The organism is Muribaculum gordoncarteri, assembly GCF_004803695.1.
Classification (GTDB): domain Bacteria; phylum Bacteroidota; class Bacteroidia; order Bacteroidales; family Muribaculaceae; genus Muribaculum; species Muribaculum gordoncarteri.
The window spans coordinates 395,316-417,314 of the sequence record NZ_CP039393.1 but is presented as its reverse complement, the minus strand read 5'-3'; the positions used below and the strand labels follow the sequence as shown (position 1 = coordinate 417,314).

Annotated in this window: 13 protein-coding genes; 7 read left to right on the top strand and 6 right to left on the bottom strand. The window is 51.6% G+C overall.

Annotation, left to right across the window (positions count from 1 at the left end; translation table 11 throughout):
• Window positions 1-3: 3 nt before the first annotated feature.
• On the bottom strand, window positions 4-2,898 hold the full coding sequence (locus E7746_RS01720) for a SusC/RagA family TonB-linked outer membrane protein (RefSeq protein ID WP_238337294.1): 2,895 nt from the start codon (window positions 2,896-2,898) through the stop codon (window positions 4-6).
• Window positions 2,899-3,165, bottom strand: a complete 267-nt coding sequence (locus tag E7746_RS15195) for a carboxypeptidase-like regulatory domain-containing protein (protein WP_238337293.1) — start codon at window positions 3,163-3,165, stop codon at window positions 2,899-2,901.
• Between the two features lie 307 nt (window positions 3,166-3,472).
• On the opposite strand from E7746_RS15195, the gene E7746_RS01715 reads away from it, so the two are divergent.
• The 5 genes from E7746_RS01715 (at window position 3,473) to ychF (ending at window position 9,679) form a co-directional block, all read left to right on the top strand.
• Entirely contained in the window at window positions 3,473-4,234 is a 762-nt protein-coding gene (locus E7746_RS01715; RefSeq protein ID WP_136409649.1) for a shikimate dehydrogenase family protein, read from the top strand.
• 81 nt (window positions 4,235-4,315) lie between these two features.
• Complete coding sequence (locus E7746_RS01710) at window positions 4,316-5,356, top strand: YeiH family protein (RefSeq protein WP_136409648.1); 1,041 nt, start codon at window positions 4,316-4,318, stop codon at window positions 5,354-5,356.
• A 53-nt stretch (window positions 5,357-5,409) separates the two neighbouring features.
• Window positions 5,410-7,425 (top strand): ComEC/Rec2 family competence protein, encoded by a 2,016-nt coding sequence (locus E7746_RS01705; RefSeq protein WP_136409647.1) that lies wholly within the window; start codon window positions 5,410-5,412, stop codon window positions 7,423-7,425.
• A 13-nt stretch (window positions 7,426-7,438) separates the two neighbouring features.
• Window positions 7,439-8,500 carry a M20 family metallo-hydrolase gene (locus E7746_RS01700; RefSeq protein WP_136409646.1) on the top strand — a complete coding sequence of 354 codons (1,062 nt, stop codon included), beginning with the start codon at window positions 7,439-7,441 and terminating at the stop codon, window positions 8,498-8,500.
• Between the two features lie 75 nt (window positions 8,501-8,575).
• The gene (ychF, locus tag E7746_RS01695; protein WP_136409645.1) at window positions 8,576-9,679 is read left to right on the top strand and encodes a redox-regulated ATPase YchF; all 1,104 of its coding nucleotides are present in this window, start codon (window positions 8,576-8,578) and stop codon (window positions 9,677-9,679) included.
• Between the two features lie 16 nt (window positions 9,680-9,695).
• On the opposite strand, the gene dinB is transcribed toward ychF, so the two are convergent.
• Window positions 9,696-10,802: a DNA polymerase IV gene (gene dinB / locus E7746_RS01690; protein WP_136409644.1), complete on the bottom strand. Its 1,107-nt coding sequence runs from the start codon at window positions 10,800-10,802 to the stop codon at window positions 9,696-9,698.
• Window positions 10,803-10,881: 79 nt separating this feature from the next.
• Here dinB and E7746_RS01685 point away from each other — a divergent pair, with 79 nt between their 5' ends.
• Both E7746_RS01685 and E7746_RS01680 read left to right on the top strand, forming a co-directional pair.
• Window positions 10,882-12,105 (top strand): MFS transporter, encoded by a 1,224-nt coding sequence (locus E7746_RS01685; RefSeq protein ID WP_136409643.1) that lies wholly within the window; start codon window positions 10,882-10,884, stop codon window positions 12,103-12,105.
• Between the two features lie 131 nt (window positions 12,106-12,236).
• Window positions 12,237-16,256 carry a hybrid sensor histidine kinase/response regulator transcription factor gene (locus E7746_RS01680; protein ID WP_136409642.1) on the top strand — a complete coding sequence of 1,340 codons (4,020 nt, stop codon included), beginning with the start codon at window positions 12,237-12,239 and terminating at the stop codon, window positions 16,254-16,256.
• 51 nt (window positions 16,257-16,307) lie between these two features.
• On the opposite strand, the gene E7746_RS01675 is transcribed toward E7746_RS01680, so the two are convergent.
• The 3 genes from E7746_RS01675 to E7746_RS01665 are packed head-to-tail and all read right to left on the bottom strand — an operon-like array spanning window position 16,308 to window position 21,968.
• Entirely contained in the window at window positions 16,308-19,547 is a 3,240-nt protein-coding gene (locus tag E7746_RS01675; RefSeq protein WP_136409641.1) for a glycosyl hydrolase family 95 catalytic domain-containing protein, read from the bottom strand.
• A gap of 31 nt (window positions 19,548-19,578) precedes the next feature.
• Complete coding sequence (locus tag E7746_RS01670; protein ID WP_136409640.1) at window positions 19,579-20,625, bottom strand: glycoside hydrolase family 43 protein; 1,047 nt, start codon at window positions 20,623-20,625, stop codon at window positions 19,579-19,581.
• Between the two features lie 29 nt (window positions 20,626-20,654).
• Window positions 20,655-21,968, bottom strand: coding sequence for a glycoside hydrolase family 43 protein (locus E7746_RS01665; RefSeq protein ID WP_136409639.1), 1,314 nt, complete (start codon window positions 21,966-21,968; stop codon window positions 20,655-20,657).
• Window positions 21,969-21,999: the final 31 nt, after the last annotated feature.

Below are 21,999 nucleotides of genomic sequence, written 5' to 3'. Positions count from 1 at the left end.
TACTTAGAATTGCACTGATATACCGCCTGATATGTTACGCATCGGCGAATAGTCGTCGCTATAGCTTCCTGCTACCAACGACATACGCGGGTCAAAGCCCTTGCGCTTGGTCCAGTAATATAGATTCTCACATGATGCATATATGCGAAGCGACTGCATCTTAAGCTTGGATGTTATGCTGCGCGGGAAAGTGTAGCCCAGCGTAATGTTGCGCAATGAGAGATAACTTCCGTCGATCAGCCATCGGTCGGATGCATTGGCGAATGTCATGTCGTCATACTGCCAGCGAGGGATATTGCTGTCGGGGTTCTCGGGCGTCCATGCATTGTAAATGTCACGATGATAGGAACGTCCCACTATCTGTCCGTAAGGGGGAGTCATCAACGACTGATAACCGCTATACCATTTGCGGCCTCCGATTGAGTAGTTGAACTGTGCGCTGAGGTCAAAACCGAATGCCTTGATCGAAGTATTGAATCCGCCAAAGAGGTCGGGAAGAGCCGAGCCACACAGGTAGTAGTCACCGTTGGAGTAAACATTGGTTGTTTCAAGCTCGCCTTTGGCATTTGTGCGGTAGTAAAGTGGTTCGCCCTGGTCGTTCACACCGGCGTAACGCTTAACTCGCCATGTGTACATGGGCAGGCCCTCTCCCACAAAGTAATAGGAGTCGGAGTAACCGTTATATCCGTCACAGCTGTATCCCTTCTTGTCCTCGGGCAGGTAGGTAACTTCGTTATGCTGCCATGACATGTTGAGGCCCACGGTCCAAGTGAAGTCACGTGTTGCGATTATATCGCCCGAAAGGTCGATTTCAACGCCTCGGTTCACCATGTCACCCACGTTGTCGTAGTATCCGCTGTAACCGATTGAAGTAGGAGCCGAGAACCATATCAGCATGTCGCGTGTCTTGCGGTCGTAATAGTCAACCGTACCGCGCAGACGGCTGTTGAACAGTTCAAACTCAATTCCTGTATTGAAACTTCCAACGGTTTCCCATGTGATGTTACGGTTACCTTTTGAGCTGAACACAAATGCCACTTCATTATTGGAGTTGGTGATGTTGTAACGGTCGGTATATCGGTAGTTACCTATACCATCGTTACCTTGCTCACCGTAAGATATCTTGTACTTCAACATATTAACCATGTTGCTTTTGGGGAACCACTCCTCTTTGGTCATGATCCATGCGCCGCCTACCGACCAGAAGTTACCCCAGCGATGACCGGGAGCAAAGCGTGACGAACCGTCGCGACGGAATGAAACCGAACCGAAGTAACGGTTGTCGTAGTCATACTGGGCACGCATGAAGAATCCCTCTACATTGTATTTGCTGATGTCGCTGCCCATGTCACCGTTAATGATGGCGCCCGACAATTCATAGTTTGTACCATAAAGTGCTACGTTCTTTTTGTCGGCCGAGAGCGATGTCTGGCTCCGCATCGAATACTCATGTCCGAGCAACACGTCGATGCTGTGCATTCCTATGACATGATTGAAGTTAAGCAGCTGCTGATAGTTGGTATCGGTTGTGCGGTAATGTCCTACCCACACGCCGCCTTTCACGAGCGCATTGTAACCGTACCACGGGTCGTAAGCCGTATTCATACGGTTTTCGGTCACATACACACTACCGTTTACCGTAAGTTTGAAATATTTCAAGAAATCGGCTGTGGCATAACCCTGAATACTGAATGCGTTACTGCTATTGTTGTTGACCGACAGCAAGTCATTCTGGACAGGGTTGTAATTGGTGTCGACAGGTCGGGTAAGACCGCCGTTGACACCGTTACCGTAATCGTAGCTAAGACCGTGAGCGTCACTCATTATATTACCGTCGGCGTCACGGATGAACAAAGGGTAGATGGGGGCTGTGTAAGTTGTTCCGAAAGCCGCACTCTGCACGTTGGTCACGGTGTGGTTGTAACTTGCGTTACCTCCTATGCGCAAGAAGTCATAGGCCTGGTAGTCGGTCTTTATACGTGCCGATATACGATCGAAATCATTTCCGTAGGTCAATCCGTCCTCCTTAAGGTAACCGAAGTTACCAAGTATGGTGTAACGGTCGTTACCGCCGGTTATGTTTACGTTGTACTCCTGACGGAATCCGTTACGTGTACCGTTCTCAAGCCAATTGTCGGGATAGAGCGTGTAAATCCGCCCCTGATAGGCTACGCGGTTACCAAGAACGGCATTGGGATTAAGCTGACCGTTTGTACCGATCAGGAACTCGCCTGCAGGTACGTTGTAGACCATATAGCCAAGACCGCCGTGACCTTCCGAAGCCGACTCACCGATGTAACGGTTGGCATTTATGTGAGCCTGACCGGGATTCTGCTTCTTTACATTTACAAGGTAGTTGCGCAATGCCGTGTAGTGAGCGGCATAGTATTCACCGGGATTGTCGATGTAGTCATACTGTATGCGACCGTCGGTGTTGACACCCCACTTCGCCGTGATGTTGACTCTTGTTTCTCCACGCTGTGCGCTCTTGGTGGTAATGAGGATGACACCGTTGGCACCGCGGGCACCGTAAAGTGCGTTGGATGCGGCATCCTTCAACACCGTTATGTTCTGGATGTCAGCGGGGTTGATGTCATTCCAATAACCGTTGTAAGGAAGTCCGTCAAGCACGATAAGCGGCGCGGTTGACGCGTTTATAGAGCCGATACCGCGAATAAGTATCGAGGGATCGGAACCGAATGAATTGGTCTGCGTCATCTGCAATCCGGTAACAAGTCCGTCCAAAGCCTCGATGGGGTTTGTCACCTGCTGCTTTGAAATGGCATCGGCGCTAAGCACGCTTGCCGAACCGGTAAACGATTCACGCTTCTGCTTACCGAAAGCCACCACCATGACCTCGTCCATCATCTCCGACTTCACGGCAAGATGAACAGTCACTTAGGGCTTAATCTCCACAACTTTCGTTTCGTAACCTATAGACGATACCTCCAGGTACTTACTCGAAGCTTTGAATCCGCTAAGAGAGAATCGACCGTCGGCATCGGTAGCGGTCGCAATATCAGAGCCCTGTATCCTTACGGTGGCACCGATTATGGGCAAGCCGTCGTCTTGCGAGAGCACTTGTCCTGATGTGCGCGTTACTTGCGCCATTGCATTGCCTGCCATAAGAAGCAGCAACACCATCATCAATATTAATTTTCTCATACTAACAAGAAATGTTTGAATTAAATTCGTTTTTATATGTATGACTTCATTTACTATTGCAAATGTAATGACAATTCTTTATCGTAAACATTTTTTCACTGATTTTTTATAAAAAAAGTATCATTTTGTCGCTACAGTAGCTCCAAATTAACTTAATAGTAATAAAACCATGGCATTTTTATATTTTCCCTAAAAATATCCTTTTTCGCGCATATAATAAATTAGCATCATTTTATTGCCAAAATCCATGTATATTTATCCACATTTGTGTATTTTTGCAATCTGAAAATAAAAACTTGAATAAATCATGGCCGATAAGAATGAACGTCTGTACGGGCTCATAGGCTATCCCTTGACCCACTCTTTTTCCCAAAACTATTTCAATCAGAAATTTGAATCGGAAAATATCAATGCACGATACATAAATTTTGAGATTCCCGACATAGGCGACCTTATGGAAGTCGTTGCCGAGCATCCCAATCTTTGCGGACTTAACGTGACTATACCCTATAAGGAGCTTGTGCTTCCCTACATGGACGAGATGGATGCCGACGCGGCCAAGATAGGTGCGGTGAATGTAATAAAGTTCATCCGCAAAAAGGGCGACCTTAAATTCAAGGGCTACAACTCCGACATAATAGGCTTCTGCGACTCAATTCGCCCGTTGCTCACCCCCGAGCGTGAAAAAGCACTGATTCTCGGCACGGGTGGAGCGGCCAAAGCTGTTCATCAAGGGCTTCTGAACATGGGCATCACTCCTTCCTATGTTTCACGCACGGCACGCCCCGGAATACTGACCTATTCCGACCTCACCCCCGAAGTCATGGATGAGCACAAAATTATAGTCAACACCACTCCCCTGGGAATGTATCCTCACATCGACGAGTGTCCCGACATACCCTACAATCTGTTGACATCCAAGCATCTGTGTTACGACCTACTTTACAATCCCGACATCACCCTGTTCATGAAAAAAGCATCAGAACACGGAGCCGAGGTAAAAAACGGGCTTGAAATGCTGCTGCTTCAGGCATTCGCATCGTGGAACATCTGGAATGAACAAGATTAGATATCTGTTTGTATAGAAAATACGAGTATATTTTTTCGCTTACAAATCAAGAATAATTAAACATTAAACATTAAACAATCAATGTTCACCGAAAAAAGAAGCAGCATGCTCCACGGAGTACTGCTTATTGCGTTGTTTTCTTGTGCTGCATTTTACATAGGCGAAGCACAGGTATTAAAAGAGATTTCATTCAGTCCTATGATCATAGGCATTATTTTGGGTATGTTGTATGCCAACAGTCTTCGAAACCACCTGCCTGAAACATGGGTGCCCGGCATTCAATTCTGCTCAAAAAAAATCCTTAGGCTCGGTATTATCCTTTACGGATTCAGGCTTACATTCCAGGATGTCGTAAATGTAGGCATGGCCGGAATCGCCGTCGACTCGATTATAGTGGCCGTAACAATACTCGGAGGAATTTACATAGGCAAGCTGATGAAGATGGATAAAGACATCGCATTGCTTACATCAATAGGCAGCGGTATATGCGGTGCCGCAGCAGTGCTCGGCGCGGAATCGACCATACAGACAAAGCCATATAAAACAGCCGTGGCGGTGGCCACTGTCGTAATATTCGGAACAATATCCATGTTCTTATATCCTATAGCCTATCGGTCAGGATGGCTTGACCTCACTCCCCAGCAGATGGGAATATTCTCAGGGGCGACATTGCACGAAGTGGCACATGCCGTAGGTGCCGGCAACGCAATGGGACAAGAAATCTCCAACGTTTCAATAATCGTGAAGATGATACGCGTCATGATGCTTGTACCCGTATTGCTGATTTTAGGCTATTGGGTTGCTAAAAAGGCAAAATCAGGAATGAATGCCGACGGAAGCGTCCAGAAAACAAAAGTCGCCGTTCCTTGGTTTGCGGTTGGATTCCTTGCAGTAATCGGCTTCAATTCATTTGACTTGCTCCCCGTTCCTGTGGTGGATGCCATCAACTACGTAGATACATTCCTGCTAACAATGGCAATGGCCGCCCTTGGTGCCGAAACAAGCATCGACAAATTCAAGAAAGCGGGAGCAAAGCCGTTTATCCTCGCGTTCTGGCTATATGTCTGGCTGATATTCGGCGGGTATATGCTGGCCAAGTATCTTGCCCCTATCTGGCTATAGAAGCTGACCTAAGGCTATCCGACATAGGCCGTCGGAACTAACATCATCACATTATGCGTCCTCCTCTCTCCTATATTCCGCTTCTGCCGGCGACCACAGGTGTAGTCGTCGGCATATTGGCTGCGTATTACGGATTACCTGCATGGTGGATTGCCGCGCTACTGGTAGGCGGCATTACACTGCTGTGCATAAGAGGGTTACGCCCTATAGGAGGGCTACTGCTGGCCGCGGCACTGGCAATGGGCGACATGCTCATGCAATCGCCGCCGCAAATTCAGGAGCTGTCGCTGCCTGACGATGCAGGAGTCTACACTGCAACGGTCGATGATGTAACGTGCAATGAAAGCGGACAGCACCTCAACATAACCACACGCGACTCCGCCGGGGTGCGCTTCAAGGCCGTGATAACGGTGCCGTCGCTCATCCCGGAAATCAACCCCGGCGACAATGTGGAGTTGACGGCAAAATTCACTGCTCCTCGTCGTGACGATTCGCCCGACTCTCCCGACTATGCAGCAATACTCATGAAGAGAGGCGTCACGGCTACCGCATTCGTAAGACCGGGTGACATACACGTTACCTCCACCGACAATTCGCTGCTGTGGCGCATAAAGCGACTGCGTCCCGTGATGGGCAACCTGTTGAAGCGCAGTTCGCTTGATCGCAGGTCATGCGAGTTCCTGACAGCCACGCTCACCGGCGACGATTCATTGATGCCCGAGGAGTCACGTGCCACTTTCACCGCATCGGGCCTTGCCCACATCCTTGCTCTCAGCGGACTTCATGTGGGCATATTGTCGGTTGTCGTCGGCATAGCCCTGCTGCCCCTCTATCTCGCCCGAAAACGTAACGCCATGACGGCGTCGCTCATCGTAATCCTGTGGTTATATGCCATCGTCACCGGACTGTCGCCTTCGGTAACACGTGCCGTCATCATGGCTACAACCCTCGGTATAGGCTATATCCTGCAACGCCGTTACGTGTCGATGAACGCGCTGCTCCTGGCCGCCTTGATTATCCTGGCCTTCGATCCGCTGCAGCTGTTCAATGTAGGATTTCAGCTGTCATTTGCCTCGGTGGCGGCAATTCTGCTATTCACGCCGCTGCTCAACCCTGTGAGTCCGCGACAACGGCTGCTCTACTACATCACATCGCTTGTCGTAGTGTCAATCGCGGCCACGATAGGTTCGGGTGCTATAGCCGCCTACTATTTCCACACATTCCCCTTGTGCTTTGTAATAGCCAACACGCCCGTGCTGCTCATGCTCCCATTCATCATGGGAGCCGGAGTGCTGCTGATCGTGTGCGAAGCGGCGGGTTACAACCCGGTGTGGCTATGCTCGGCCATCGACGCAATGTATAACGCAATATTCGCTTTCGCCCGCATGGTGAGCGACATACCACACTCGGCGGTAAGCGGCATATACTTTTCGGGATGGGTCATGATCCCCTATTTTATCTCGGCAGGAGCCGTGGCATGGGCGCTATGGCGCCGCAAGGCGGCAGGATGGTGTGTCGCGGCAGCCGGTGTCGTGGCAATCATCGTCACGTTGAACGTAACGCAGCGCAAGTTTCCTGAATCGGAACACTTCATAGCGCGTGACAGCTACGCCACCGACATAATTTACCGTAACGGCACCGAGGCATGGCTAATAACCACGGCGGGCGAACGTAACGCATCGTCACGGCTGGAAAACTCACGCAACCGTCACCGTGACTTTCTCGCCATGCGCGGAGTCGACTCGCTGCAGCTCGCCCCCGCATCGATCACCGTTGCCGGAATGTCGCGACATGACGCAGTTGTAGATGTCGACGGAATAAGATATGCGCTGATAAATGCCGACTCCCTGCTCAACCGTGATTACAGCCATGTAGATTATGCCATAGTGTGCCGTGGATTCCGAGGCAACGTGCTCGACGCGCACCGGCGGCTGAAGCCCGACTCGATAATGCTGAGCGCCGACCTCCACGTGCGCCGTCACGACCGTTACCTCGACAGTCTGCAACGTTACGACATACCCCACCGCTCACTGAGGCAGTCGACATTGCATCATATTAAGCGAAAATGACTAATTTTGCATCATGGACGAACTATTTTATCAAGCAGTTGACCTGCTCAAGCAACTCATATCCACTCCCTCGATAAGCCGTGACGAAGCCGCCGCGGCCGACATCGTGGAACAATTCATCAACAATGCGGGACATCAAACCCGGCGTCACAATAATAATGTGTGGACAATAGCCGACGACTACGACCCGAGCCGCCCCACTCTGCTGTTAAACTCCCACATCGACACCGTGAAGCCCGCACCGGGATGGCAGCACGACCCCTTCACTCCGCAAGTCGACGATGAAAGCCGGCTTTTCGGGCTCGGCAGCAACGATGCCGGAGCGTCACTTGTATCGCTTCTTGCCGCCTATCTGTTCATGAGCGGTCAACAACGCAGCTACAACCTCGTGTTTCTCGCATCATGTGAGGAGGAGGTCAGCGGGCGTGACGGAATCGAAGCTGCGATTCCGCTGTTGCCCCACATCGATGTGGCAATCGTGGGCGAACCCACAGGGATGAATCCCGCCATCGCCGAAAAGGGGCTGATGGTGCTTGATGCCGAAATCGACGGAGTAGCCGGACACGCAGCCCGCAACGAGGGCTTAAACGCAATCTATCAGGCAATTCCCGTAATCGAAACACTGCGCAACCTGCGACTGCCGAAGGAGTCGGCGACTCTCGGCCCGGTAAAGATAAGCGTGACGCAGATAAACGCCGGCACACAACACAACGTAGTGCCTTCGCTGTGCAAGATGGTTGTCGATGTTCGCACAACCGATGCCTACACCAACGAGAAAACGCTTGCCTTGCTGCGCGAAGCGGTGCCGCAATGCAGGCTCACGCCACGCTCAACACGCCTTAACCCGTCGGGAATATCGCCCGATCACCCCATAATAAGGCGTATGACAATATTAGGAGCCGAGCCTTTCGGATCGCCAACCCTCAGCGATCAGGCACTTATGCCCTGGCAGTCGGTAAAGCTTGGCCCCGGTGACTCGTCACGCTCCCACACAGCCGACGAGTACATAACTCTTGACGAAATACGCGAAGCCATAGCTACATATATAGCCCTGCTCGACGGACTGAACATCTAAGACTCCGTTCTTCAATATTTCATATTAAGGATTGAATTTCGTAACTTTGCAGAAAATTTTTAAACTCGAATATTCATGGCTTTACAATGCGGCATAGTAGGACTACCCAATGTGGGCAAGTCGACACTTTTCAACTGTTTATCCAATGCGAAGGCTCAATCGGCCAATTTCCCGTTCTGCACAATCGAGCCCAATGTGGGAGTAATAACCGTGCCCGACGAGCGACTCAACAAGCTTGTCGAGATGTGTGAACCCCGCAGCGTGGTGCCGGCCACCGTCGAAATCGTCGACATAGCCGGACTCGTGAAAGGCGCAAGCAAGGGTGAAGGACTCGGCAACAAGTTCCTCGCCAACATACGTGAAACCGATGCCATACTTCACGTGCTGCGCTGCTTCGACGACGACAACATAACCCATGTCGACGGAAGCGTTGACCCCGTGCGTGACAAGGAGATAATCGACTATGAGCTTCAGCTAAAGGACCTTGAAACAGTGGAGGCACGAATGGCCAAGACTCAGAAACAGGCTCAGACCGGAGGTGACAAGGTAGCCAAGATGCAATATGAGGTACTGCGACAGTACAAGGAGGCCCTCGACCAAGGCAAGCCTGCACGCTCGGTGCAGTTTGAGAGCGTCGACGAGCAAAAGTTCGCCCGCGACCTGTTCCTGCTCACCAACAAGCCCGTGCTCTACGTGTGCAATGTCGACGACGCATCGGCAGTCAACGGCAACAAGTATGTCGAAGCCGTGCGCGAAGCCGTCAAGGACGAAAACGCCCAGATACTCATCGTTGCCGCACAGACCGAAGCCGACATCGCCGAACTCGACACCTGGGAAGAGCGTCAGGAGTTCCTAAATGAAATCGGTCTTGAGGAGTCGGGCGTGAGCCGACTGATACGCTCGGCCTACGCGCTGCTCAACCTGCAGACCTATTTCACAGCAGGTCCCGACGAAGTGAGAGCATGGACATTCATGCGCGGCTCCAAGACTCCCCAATGCGCAGGAATCATACATACTGACTTTGAGAAGGGATTCATACGTGCCGAAGTCATAAAATATGACGACTACGTGACACTCGGAGGAGAAGGCGGCGTGAAGGAAGCCGGCAAGCTGAGCATCGAAGGCAAAGAGTATGTAGTACAGGACGGCGACATAATGCATTTCCGATTCAACGTATAGTCACCCCCACATCCATTCAAGAGTCCACACCGTCGGGATTGTCGAAGTCGAAGCACAGCTGACGCCACACAGGCCCGACGGCTGTCATGTCACGCGGATTTGAAACAGAAAGGCCTATAAGTCTTATGGGATGTGACGCATAGTCCACCTCATTGACAAGTTTGCGTCCGTTGGCGATAATCTTTTCGAGAGTGTCGACGGCCTCATGTCCCGGCAGCGTGACACTGCGCGTTATCTGCACAAAATCGTGAAACTTCACCTTCAGCGTCAGCGTAGAGCCTTGGAATCCTTTGCGCTCAAGACGGCTGTACAACTCCTCGGCGGCCTTGACAAACTCGATGTCGACCGACGACGAGTCGTTTATATCCTCGTCAAGAGTGTGCTCACACCCTATCGACTTTCTGATTCTCACAGCTTCGACAGGACGATTGTCGATACCTCGAGCAAAGTCGTAGTAGACCAATCCGGCCTTTCCGAAAGCACGCGTCAGTATGCGCTTGGGACAGTCGCGCAGCTGCGCCCCGTTGTGAATGCCCATCGAGTGCATCTTTCCGGCCGTCACGGGCCCCACTCCCCAGAAATCCTCAATCGGCAACCTGGCAATAAAGTCAAGCGCCTGTGACGGATGTATCGTACACAACCCGTCGGGCTTACGGTAATCCGACGCAATCTTTGCAAGAAACTTGTTGTAGGACACTCCCGCCGAGGCCACGAGATTAAGACGCTCGCGAATTTTGCGCTTTATCTCGCGGGCAATGTCGACACCCAGTTCTATGCCCGGCTTGTTGACCGTGACATCGAGAAACGCCTCGTCGAGCGATATAGGTTCGATAATGTCGGTGTATTCATGAAATATGTCATGGATGCTCTGCGATACGCTCTTGTAGACATCCATTCGTCCATGAACGAAAATAAGTTCGGGGCATATACGCTTGGCTTTCTGCGACGACATGGCCGACCTCACACCGTAGCGGCGCGCCTCATAACTTGCAGCAGCCACCACCCCGCGACGCTCGGCGTGACCAACAGCAACCGGACGGCCTCGCAGCTCGGGATTGTCGCGCTGCTCGACCGAAGCGTAGAAAGCGTCCATGTCGATGTGAATTATCTTGCGTTCATTCATAGCCCCTGCAATCATTGGTGGGTGTGCAAATTTACCCATTTTTTTATAACTTTGCACTGTTTTTTTCACGATATCACCTATGTCAAACCTGTCACTTAAGCTTAAGAATATTGCTTCCGACTCCAATTTCCCCATACTCATGGCATTGTGCTGTGTACACTGCTTCAACGACCTTCTTCAAGCCGTCATTTCGGCCGTGTATCCCATGCTGAAGGACGATCTGTCGCTCAACTTTGCCCAGATAGGTCTGATAACTCTCGTTTACCAGATAGCAGCATCAGTGTTTCAGCCGGCTGTGGGATTGGCATTTGACAAGCGCCCCTTTGTAGGGAGCCTGCCAATGGGAATGTGCTCCACCACGCTCGGCATCATCCTGTTTGCATGGTCGTCATCGCTTGCCATGGTACTTGTGTCGGTATTCCTTGTGGGCGTAGGTTCGTCGACACTACATCCCGAAGCGTCACGCATAACATCGCTCGCAAGTCACGGCCGGCGCGGCCTTGCGCAATCCATATTCCAGGTGGGCGGCAACCTCGGCACATCGACAGGCCCGTTGCTTGTGGCCCTGCTCGTAGCACCCTACGGACGCCATCACGTGATGTGGTTTCTCATCATATCGGCACTCGCTTTCTACGCCATGCGCCCTATATGCCGCTGGTATCGCGGTTACCTCAACGGCATCAAGTCACGCACAAGCGGCAAGTCGCAGCACCACCTGCCGCTACCATTGTCCAAGAGGCGCACGATATTCGTGATCGGAGTGCTTCTTGTGCTTATCTTCTCCAAGTACATCTACATGGCGAGCCTCACCAACTACTACACCTTCTATCTTATCGACAAATTCGGCGTCAGCATCCAACATTCCCAGATATTCCTCTTCGTATTCCTTGTGTCGACAGCAGTCGGCACCCTCGTGGGCGGCCCGATCGGCGACCGTTACGGACGCAAGCCCGTGATATGGGTATCGATTCTCGGTACGGCACCGTTCAGCATGCTCATGCCCTACACCGGACTCGCAATGACGGTTGTTCTCAGCTTCTGCGTGGGATTCATGCTGTCGTCGGCCTTTCCCGCCATACTGCTTTACTCACAGGAACTGCTTCCCAACAAGCTCGGACTCGTTTCGGGACTGTTTTTCGGGTTTGCCTTCGGCATAGCCGGAGTGGCCTCGGCCGTATTGGGTAATTTCGCCGACAGTTACGGCATCGAAACCGTGTATCACGCATGCGCCTACATGCCGCTGCTCGGACTTGTGGCCTACTTCCTTCCCAACTTGAAAAAAGATGGAGTAACAACTCTTTAGTGCGATTTTAACATTGTCATAATGCCGTTAAAAAAGCTTAAAACAGAGTTCTGTTTCACCGATTAATTGGGATATTTTCATATTTTTGAACTACCGATTAAGCAAAAATTAGCCTTAGACCGACATAAAATATGATAAGACCTTTAGTGATTTTGCTATTCATCACCTTAAATTGTCTAATTTGCTCTGGTCAATCTTATAAGCTGTTCACCTCCGACCATGACATATCGAGCAGCCTCGTCATGAAAGTGTGCCAAGACAATAACGGGATGATTTGGGTAGCCACCGAAGACGGACTGAACCGATATGACGGATCCAAATTCATTGTGTTCCGAAACATACCGGGCGACTCGACATCGCTCGCAAGCAACCTTGTCAACACCATAAATGTCGACAGTAAAGGTCGCACATTCATCGGCTCCTACGCCGGTCTGCAGTTGCATGACCCGGCCACCGACACATTTTCACCGCTGGCAAAGACACCTGACGGACAAACGTTTGCAAGCGCCATCAACGACCTGATATTCCGCAAGAACGGTGAAATAATCGTAATAGGCAACAAAGTAGGTCGCATAGTCAAGGCCGACAACAAGGGCATAGTAATAGAGCCTGCATTTACCGACCACCCCGAGATAGAGTATGTCCACAACGGCATTGAGGACATTGACGGCGACCTGTGGCTACTGAAAGAGGAGATGGGAACCTACCGACTTGATTCCGACAATAACATATATCGCTATTTCGGACGCCCCGGCGACCCCGTACTCACCTCAATTACCATAGGTCGCAACGGTGTAATATATGCGGGAAGCATGAAGCACGGACTTTTTCAATTTGACAAGAAGTCCGACAAATTCATACCTGTAAATACGCCCAATAACGACCATTCGTTTGTTAAAGAACTTTACACCGATGTAAACGGTGAAATATATCTCGCCACAGATGGACGAGGGTTGAAAGTATTCAACCCCATGAGCAATAAGATAAGCGATGTGAAATTCGGAAACGGCGACCTCGACTACCACAAGCAGAAAGTACACAGCGTGACCAAGGACGACAGCAACAACCTGTGGCTCGGAATATACCAGAAGGGGCTCGTGATGCTGCCGGCTCATCCCAACTCATTCAAGTACATCGGCCACAAGTCGGTAGCCAACAATGTCATCGGCTCCAACTGCGTCACGACGATGTGCCGCGACGCCAACGGCATCCTGTGGGTGGGAATCGACAACGACGGCGTGTATGGAGTCAATCCCGACGGAACACAGCATGCCCACTATCTCAATCCGGTGCCCGAGGTGGTGATAAACATCTTCGAGGACTCACGCCAAAACCTGTGGCTCGGCACTTATCTGAACGGAGCCGGCATACTGAACCGCAAGACCGGACAGATAGAGTTCATCAAGCTGCACGACATCTACAACCGCGACGTGCAGCGATGCTATGCTTTCTCGGAGGACAACAAAGGAAACATCTGGATAGCCACAATGGGTCAGGGATTGTTCAGCTACAATCTCGACACAAAGACGACCAAGCATTGTGACGACCTGTTGGGCAAAATAGAGTCATGGATATGCACCCTGCACTACTCGCCCGCCAACGATGTACTCTATCTCGGCACCTACAGCGGCCTCTACAAGATAGAGAATCCGTCGGGTGATCGCAAGATAAGCCAATTCTCGCCGTCGAGCATCATATACTCCATGCTCGAGAGCAAATCGGGCATAATATGGGTAGCGTCGTCCAACGGCCTGATACGCTTCGACCCGAAAACCAACAGCGAAAAGCTCTATACCACCGAAAACGGGCTTCCGAGCAATGTGATCTATGCAATTCAGGAGGATGACGCGTCATCGCTGTGGATAAGCATGAACGCCGGACTCGCACAGTTCAATCCCGAAAAGGAAACATTCACTACGTTCTATGTCGAAGAGGGTCTGCAGAGCAACGAGTTCTACAAAAACGCGTCGTTCAAGGACGCCAACGGCACTATCTACTTCGGCGGAATGAACGGAATCACCTACTTCAATCCCAAGAATGTGATAATTCCGGGTCGCAAGTGGACAGTGAGAATAACCGACTTCTATGTTCACGGCAACGCGATAAAAGCGGGCATGAAATCAGGCTCCAGGACTATAATAAAAACTCCGGTGTTCAAGGCTCAGGAGTTTAAGCTCGCCCATACCGACAACTCATTCTCAATTGAATTCGGCACACGCGAGTACAACCGTCCCGAATCGCTGATCTACCGCTATTCGCTCGACAATGAAAAGTGGATCGACCTACCCCACGGAACCAATGCCGTAAACTTCAGCGACATGTCGCCCGGAAACCACACGCTGCGCATAGTAGCCGTGGACAACGGCATCCAGTCAGATGAATCGGTGATTACAATCAACATCGCCCCGGTGTGGTATAACTCATGGTGGACCAAGCTGATCTACCTCATAATCGTGCTTGGCGTGATATACTACGCCTACTACGTGATTCAGATGCGCGCCCGCCGCAAGAGAGAGGCAATCGAGCGAAACTACGAGGCACAAATCAACGAGGCCAAGCTCCAGTTCTTTATAAACATATCGCATGAGATACGCACTCCTATGACGCTCGTGATGAGTCCGTTGCAAAAGCTCATGGCATCCGACGACAATCCGGCACGCCAGAAGGACTACCGCACCATCAACCGAAACGCCAAACGAGTTCTGCGACTTGTAAACGAACTGATGGACATCAGGAAAATCGACAAGGGCAAGATGCTGCTGTCGTTTACCGACACCCCCATAGTGCCGTTTATCGACGACCTCTGCGACCTCTTTAAACCCGTAGCCGACAGCAAGGACATCACCCTGACATTTGACCACGAGGGGCATGACGACATGGAGCTGTGGGTTGACCCGGCCAACTTCGACAAAATCATCATGAACCTGCTGTCGAATGCGGTGAAATACACCCCCAACGGCGGCAAGATTGACATAAAGCTTACATCGGGAACCGACGACAACACCACCGGACCGCTGCACCAATATGCCGAAATCAGCGTCACCGACACGGGTATAGGCATACCCGAATCGGAACGACAGCACATATTCAAGCGTTTCTATCAGGTGCGCAACAACCAGACCGGAGGCACCGGCGTGGGACTCCACCTCACAAGCTCTCTTATAAAGCTCCATTACGGCACAATCAACATTGAGGACAATCCAGAGGGACAAGGCACCCGCTTCGTCGTGAGAATACCGCTCGGACACGAGCATCTGCCTGTCAACCAGCTCAACATCCCTATGGCGCAGTCGTCAGTGCCCAAGCACACAACAAGCATGGTACTCGTGCCCGACATCAATGAAACCGACAACGACAACGTGAAGGTAAAGGTGAGTGAACGCGTACTGGTGGTCGAGGATGACGAGGAGATTCGCAACTACGTGGCTCACGAATTGTCGACCCACTACAAGGTAGATACGTGTGCCAACGGCAAAGAGGCGCTTGACATAATATTCAAGCAGCAACCCGATCTCGTGATAAGCGATGTGATGATGCCTGAAATGGACGGTCTTGAGCTGACACGACGCATAAAGAAGAATATCAACCTCAACCACATACCCGTAGTGCTGCTTACTGCCAAGAGCCGCGAGGAGGACAATCTTGAAGGACTTGAAACCGGCGCCGACGCCTACCTGACCAAACCGTTCAACATCGACATCCTCATAAAGACAGTCAACAACCTGCTCAAGAGCCATCAGCGGTTACGCAACACATTCAGCGGCAACCAGACACATGACGAGAAAGTCGACGACATCGACACGACATCGAGCGACGACAAGCTCATGGAGCGCATCATGAAGGTTCTCAACAAGAATCTCGGCAATCCCGACATAACGGTGGAAACACTCGCCAACGAGATAGGCATAAGCCGCGTACACCTCCACCGCAAGCTGAAAGAGCTTACCAATCAGTCACCCCGCGACTTCATTCGCAACACACGCCTGCGCAAGGCCGCCAAACTTCTTGTCGAGAAGAAGCTCACAGTGGCCGAAGTGGCCGACCTTACAGGATTCCGCAATCCCAACAACTTCGCTACATCGTTCAAGGAGTTGTTTGGCGTTTCTCCAACCGTATATATGGAACAACACCCCGACTCACCGGAAGAGTGAGCGGGGTGTCATCCCAATTTTCATTAATAAAAAAGCCGCAATGCCGTCCTGCTACAGGTCGGCATATACAGTTATTACATCGCCCGGGGCGGTGTCAATGTCGTATTCGTATATTTCGGGGAGGTCGACACGTGCATCAGCCGCATTACCGTTGACAATGGGCTTAGCCACCTTGGCGCTTGCATAAAGCGGATTGGGGCAAGGACCCGAAGCCTTGCGCAGATTGTCGCCCTTCAGCGGCACATAGGAGCGCAAGCGCAGAACACCGCCGTTACGCGAGGCAATGCGCGCCTCACTGAGTTTTCCATCGTTCCATGTCATGTTGACATCGAAGTTTCCGCGAGCCTTCAGTCCGGTCACGCTTCCGGCGCTCCATGCGTCGGGAAGAGCGGGCAGCAACTGCACAGCTCCATCGTGACTCTGAAGAAGCATCTCGGCCACACCGGCAGTAAATCCGAAGTTACCGTCGATCTGGAACGGCGGATGCGCGTCAAACATGTTGGGATACAATCGTCCGTCAGGATATTTGCGTGCGCTGCGGTCGTCGGGAAGCAGGGAGATGAGATTGCGCACGATTTCGTAGGCATGGTTGCCGTCGAGCAGTCGCGCCCACAGGTTAAGCTTCCATCCTATACTCCATCCGGTAGCCTTGTCACCGCGCTGGTTCAATGTGTTACGTGAGCCTGCGAAAAGAACGGGATTGGCATAAGGCGAAATCTGATTGCTCGGATAGAGTCCATAGAGATGTGACACATGGCGATGCTCGTCACGTGGATTATCGGCGTCGACAAGCCATTCCTGCAGCTGTCCGTGACGGCCCACCTGCATGGGAGGCAGACGGTCGATGGTGTGGCGCAGCGAATCACGGTAAGCGGCATCCACTCCGAGAACCTCGGCAGCCAGCATAACGTTGTTCATCGCGTCAAACGCTATCTGATTGTCCATCGTGCATCCTGCTATAATTGTAGAGCCATCACTGCTGTAACCGTGCTCGGGCGATGTAGAGGGAACGGTAACAAGCCATCCGTGACGGGGATGCTCCACCATATTGCTCATGCAGAAATCGGCACAACCCTTCATTATGGGATAGTACTTCTTCAAGAACTCCTTGTCGCCGGTATAGAGGTAGTGCTGCCACAAGTGGGTAGCAAGCCATGCACCGCCATTGGGCCACATGCCCCAGGCAGCGGCATCAACAGGACCGCAAGCGCGCCATATATCGGTGTTGTGATGGGCAACCCATCCTTTTGCACCGTATAGCTCGGAGGCGGTAACGGCACCAGTTTTCGACAGATCGGTAATCATGTCAAACAACGGCTGATGTGTTTCGCTCAGGTTGGTAACCTCGGCGGGCCAATAGTTCATCTCGGCATTTATGTTGAGAGTGTACTTGCTGTCCCACGGAGCATTTGAGCTTGCATTCCATATACCCTGAAGATTGGCAGGCTGTCCGCCGGGCTGGGAAGAGCTGATGAGCAGGTAACGGCCATACTGGAACAACAGCGCGGCAAGCTGCTCGTCGCCTCCGTCACGATAGGCCGCAATGCGGCTGCGTGTGTCGGCCTTCGACTTGGAACTGCCGGGAAGATTCAGTGTCACACGACCCATCATGTTTTTGTAGTTGCGCACGTGCATGGCCGCAAGCATGAAATAGGGACGCTTCATGGCCGCAGCCAGTGTCTTTGATGCCGAGGCAAGGGCATCGCCGCTTGTGTTGTTGTAACTTACAAAGTTGGTGGCACCCGAAATGTAGATTGTGGCATTGCCCGCATCCTTTACCATGAGCGAATCACCGCTGCACGACAGCTGTCCGTCGGTTACAACCTTGACAATTGCAGCAGCATGCAATGCGGCGGGAACACCCTCCTGCTCTACCCCGTTTATCGATATAGTGAGAGAGTCGCCCGAAGCCTTGACTGTGTGCTCAAGCTGACAAGAGTAACCGAGATTGAAATTGAGCGCACCCTTGCGGTCGGCCTCGACTGTCATAACGATTATGTCGTTGCCAAATGGAGCAAAAGCTGTGCGACGATAACGCACACCGTCGACAACATAGGTAGTGGCTGCCATGGCGTTGTCAAGGTCGAGTGTACGGGAGTAGTCGCTGTAGTTGTTTTGTCCGGGGAAATTGAGGAACAGGCTTCCGAAGGGAAGATAACGCATTCCGTGCTGCGGAGTCATGAATGTAGCATCGATGAGTTTCTGGGCCTCGCCGAACTTGTCGGCAAACACCAGTCCGCGTATCGAGTCAAGAGCCTGACGGGCAGCGGGGTTGTTGTTGCTGTAGGGACCGCCGGCCCAGAAAGTTTCCTCGTTCAGCTGAATCTCGTCACGCGGCACTCCGCCGTATATCATGGCACCCATCTTGGAGTTTCCGATAGGCAGAGCCTCAACCCAGGTCTTGGCCGGCTCATTGTAGGTGAGCCTCATGTCGCCGGGCACAATCGACACCTCGGCGGGAATGCCCATAAGTTCGAGCATCTTAAGCGCATAGCGCTCGCCGAGCTTACGATAGCCCTGAGCGGTGAAATGCAGTCCGTCGGGAGCACCCTGGCATCCGGCCGACGATATGACATGGCCCGTAGGTATAACCTCGGGAATCTTGGCAATGATCGTATTCATGCCGGCACAGTGGCCGCCCGATTCGGCAGGAAGCATCTCGCCTACAAGCAACGGCACATCCTTGGCCTTGAGCTTCAAGTCCTTCAACAGTCGGTTGTAGACTTTCTTGACCTTGTCGAGCCACTCGATTTCGCCGTTATTTGACTCGCCCTGATGAACCAATATGCCCTTGATTACACCATCCTTCTGAGCTGAACGGGCAAGTTCAACAAGATGACGATAGGGATGACCGTCGTAGGATGACGCAAAATTCTTCATCCAGTCGGCCTGCTTGGAAAGATATTCTTCGCATATATCTTCGTCAAACAGCTCTATCTTACAGCCGCCAATTGCGACATTAATCACGCCCACCCTTACATCCTCGGGAAGATTGGCGACCAAAGTGCGTCCGAAATAATCGGCCGGAGTCAATCCGGTGTTGCAACGTGCCAACGGCGGAACGGCTGTGTACCACTTGCCCTTTTCGCGTCCGAGGTCGGGACAATCCACCGCCGACATCATCAGCTGTCGCGGGCTTATGCCAAGTCGGTCACACTCTTCAATGGGAGCGTTACCTTCCATGTTGGACTGTCCTAAACAAAGGTATATGTGAAAGTTTTTGTCGGGATGACTCTTGGCCGACAAGCCAAGAGCCATCACCATCAACAAAATCCAAATACTTCTTTTCATATTCGTTATTTTCATATTCGTTACTTTTTAATTATTCAAGGATACCGCCGCCTACTGTCTGCTCTACAGGTATCATCAAGCCGTTTTCATCGTAATTGAGCTTGTCGACACACACTGCACGACGACCGATTGCACCGGGAATGCTGTCGATTGTAAGATCGGCATTGTGATAGAAGAGATAGGTCTGGCCATTGAAATCGGCGATTCCCGGATGTATTGTGAAGCTGTTTTTGGCAGCGCCGGTCACCTCACCGCGCGGAGTCCACTCACCATTGACACTGTCGGCTGTGGCATAAGCGATAGTTTCACCTCCGTTACCTATTGAAGCATAGGTAAGGTAGTAGATGTCGCCGCGCTTGTGCAGCCAGGGGCCCTCAACGTAACGAGGTACATCGACAACCTTTATGTCGCCGTCGATTTCGATCATGTTGGGCTTCAGCTTGGCAAGGAAGCAGGTTCCGTTACCCCAGCACAGCCATGCATCGTCACCGTCGATAAGCACAGTGGGATCGATGTCGTTCCACCATCCGCGCTTACCGTTGTCGGTCATGTCATCCGACACAAGAGGCTTGCCTATTGCATCGACAAACGGCCCTGTGGGGCTGTCGCTCACGGCAACACCAACCGCATAGCCGGGATACTCCTCGTTGCCCTGCAGAGTTGTATAGTAGTAGAACTTACCGTCACGCTCAACCACCTGCGAAGCCCAGGCATCGCCCACTTCACGGGTCTTCTGCGACCAAGCAAAGTCGGAGGGACGCAACACAACACCGTGGTCGGTCCACTCCTTCATGTCGGGAGTAGAGTAGCACAACCATTCGGTGATGTTGAACTCCTTGCCGCCCGAAGCCGAGTCCTGACCGGCATAGTACTCGTCATGTCCTACATAGAGGTAAAGACGGCCGTCATGCACCATCGGGGCCGGGTCGGCGGTAAACTTGTTTTTCACGATAGGATTGCCTACGAAAGCAAAAGTGCTGTCCTTTGGCTCTTCGGTATTGGCTTCACCCTTTTTTGTTCCTGTACCGGCACAGCTTGCAAGCATGCACAGTACAGCCATTGCAATGTAAGATTTCATTTTTTTATTTAAAACTTGTTATTCTGCGTTCAATTGAATTGCCAGTAGTCCCATTCAAACAGATTGTCACCGTCGCCTTTGAAACAGAACACTACATCGTGTACACCCTTGGCGCCCTTGACCTTGCACTCCGACAGCGAGAAGTCGGCTGAAGACTTGAGAGGAAGTGTTGCCACCACGGGACCCTTGTCGCTGTCAAGACGCACTTCGATTACTGCTCCCTGCTTGGCGTTGCGGGTTGCCGCCTTGAAGTTCTTGGCGCCTTTCTTGCCAAAATCGACACCACGCAATGTGAGCGTTTCACCATTGTCGATGTTGTTGACGCATATACCTCCGTCGGCGAGAGGAGCGGTCTTCAATCCGTAACCCCAAGCCATTGTTTCGGCTTCAACTCTGCGATAGGGGTTGAAGAATTCTATCTGCTCGAGAACGTTGTCCTTCCAATAGGGAACCTCCTTGATAGTTCCATCGGGATTGTAGTGCATTTCGGCGGCTGAAACCGAGCGGCGCTCCTTGTGCTTGTCGGTTTCAATGCGCAACAGGTCATAATTCAATCCGAACACATAGGATTTCCCCTTATAGTCGATTATACCGGGATGGTTGCCGCGAGTGCGCTGAGTGTGGTCCATGATGTGTCCCTTGTATTCCCAAGGCCCTGTGGGGCTGTCGCTCATCGCATAGCCTATACCCTCGGGGCAGCATGTCGACGCAAACGCGAGATAGTAGTGTCCGTTTCTCTTATAGAACCAGGGGCCCTCCTGATAATCCTCGATATGAGGCAGTTTCACGATGTCGCCCGAATAGGAAATCATATCCTCGTTCAGCTTCACATAGTAGAGGTCGGGGTTGCCCCAATACATGTAAGCCTGTCCGTCGTCATCGATGAATACGGTAGGATCTATGTCGTTCCAATGCTCTTTCTGCCACACGAGCGACTTACCTATGGGATCCTTGAACGGGCCGTAAGGCGAATCGGCTACGAGCACGCCTATGCCGTTACCGTGAATCGGGCAATACATGTAGAACTTGCCGTTACGCTCTATAACCTGTTCGGCCCAGGCTCCGTTATCCTTGTCAATCCACTTGAAATCCTTCAATGAAGCCACAGCGCCCCGGTCGGTCCAGTTAACCATGTCGGTTGAAGTGTAAAGCAGCCAGTCAAGCATCTTGAATCCCTCGGCATCATCCTCATCGTGAGTAGTGTAGAGGTAAATAGTGTCATTATACACCATAGGCGCAGGGTCGGCGGTGTACTTTGTCTGAACCAACGGATTCTGAGCCGCGGCAAATGGAGCACCCAAAGCAACCAGTGCTCCAAAAGTCATTAAATCAATAATTTTCATAAAATGTACATGTATGGATTTATGGTTAATA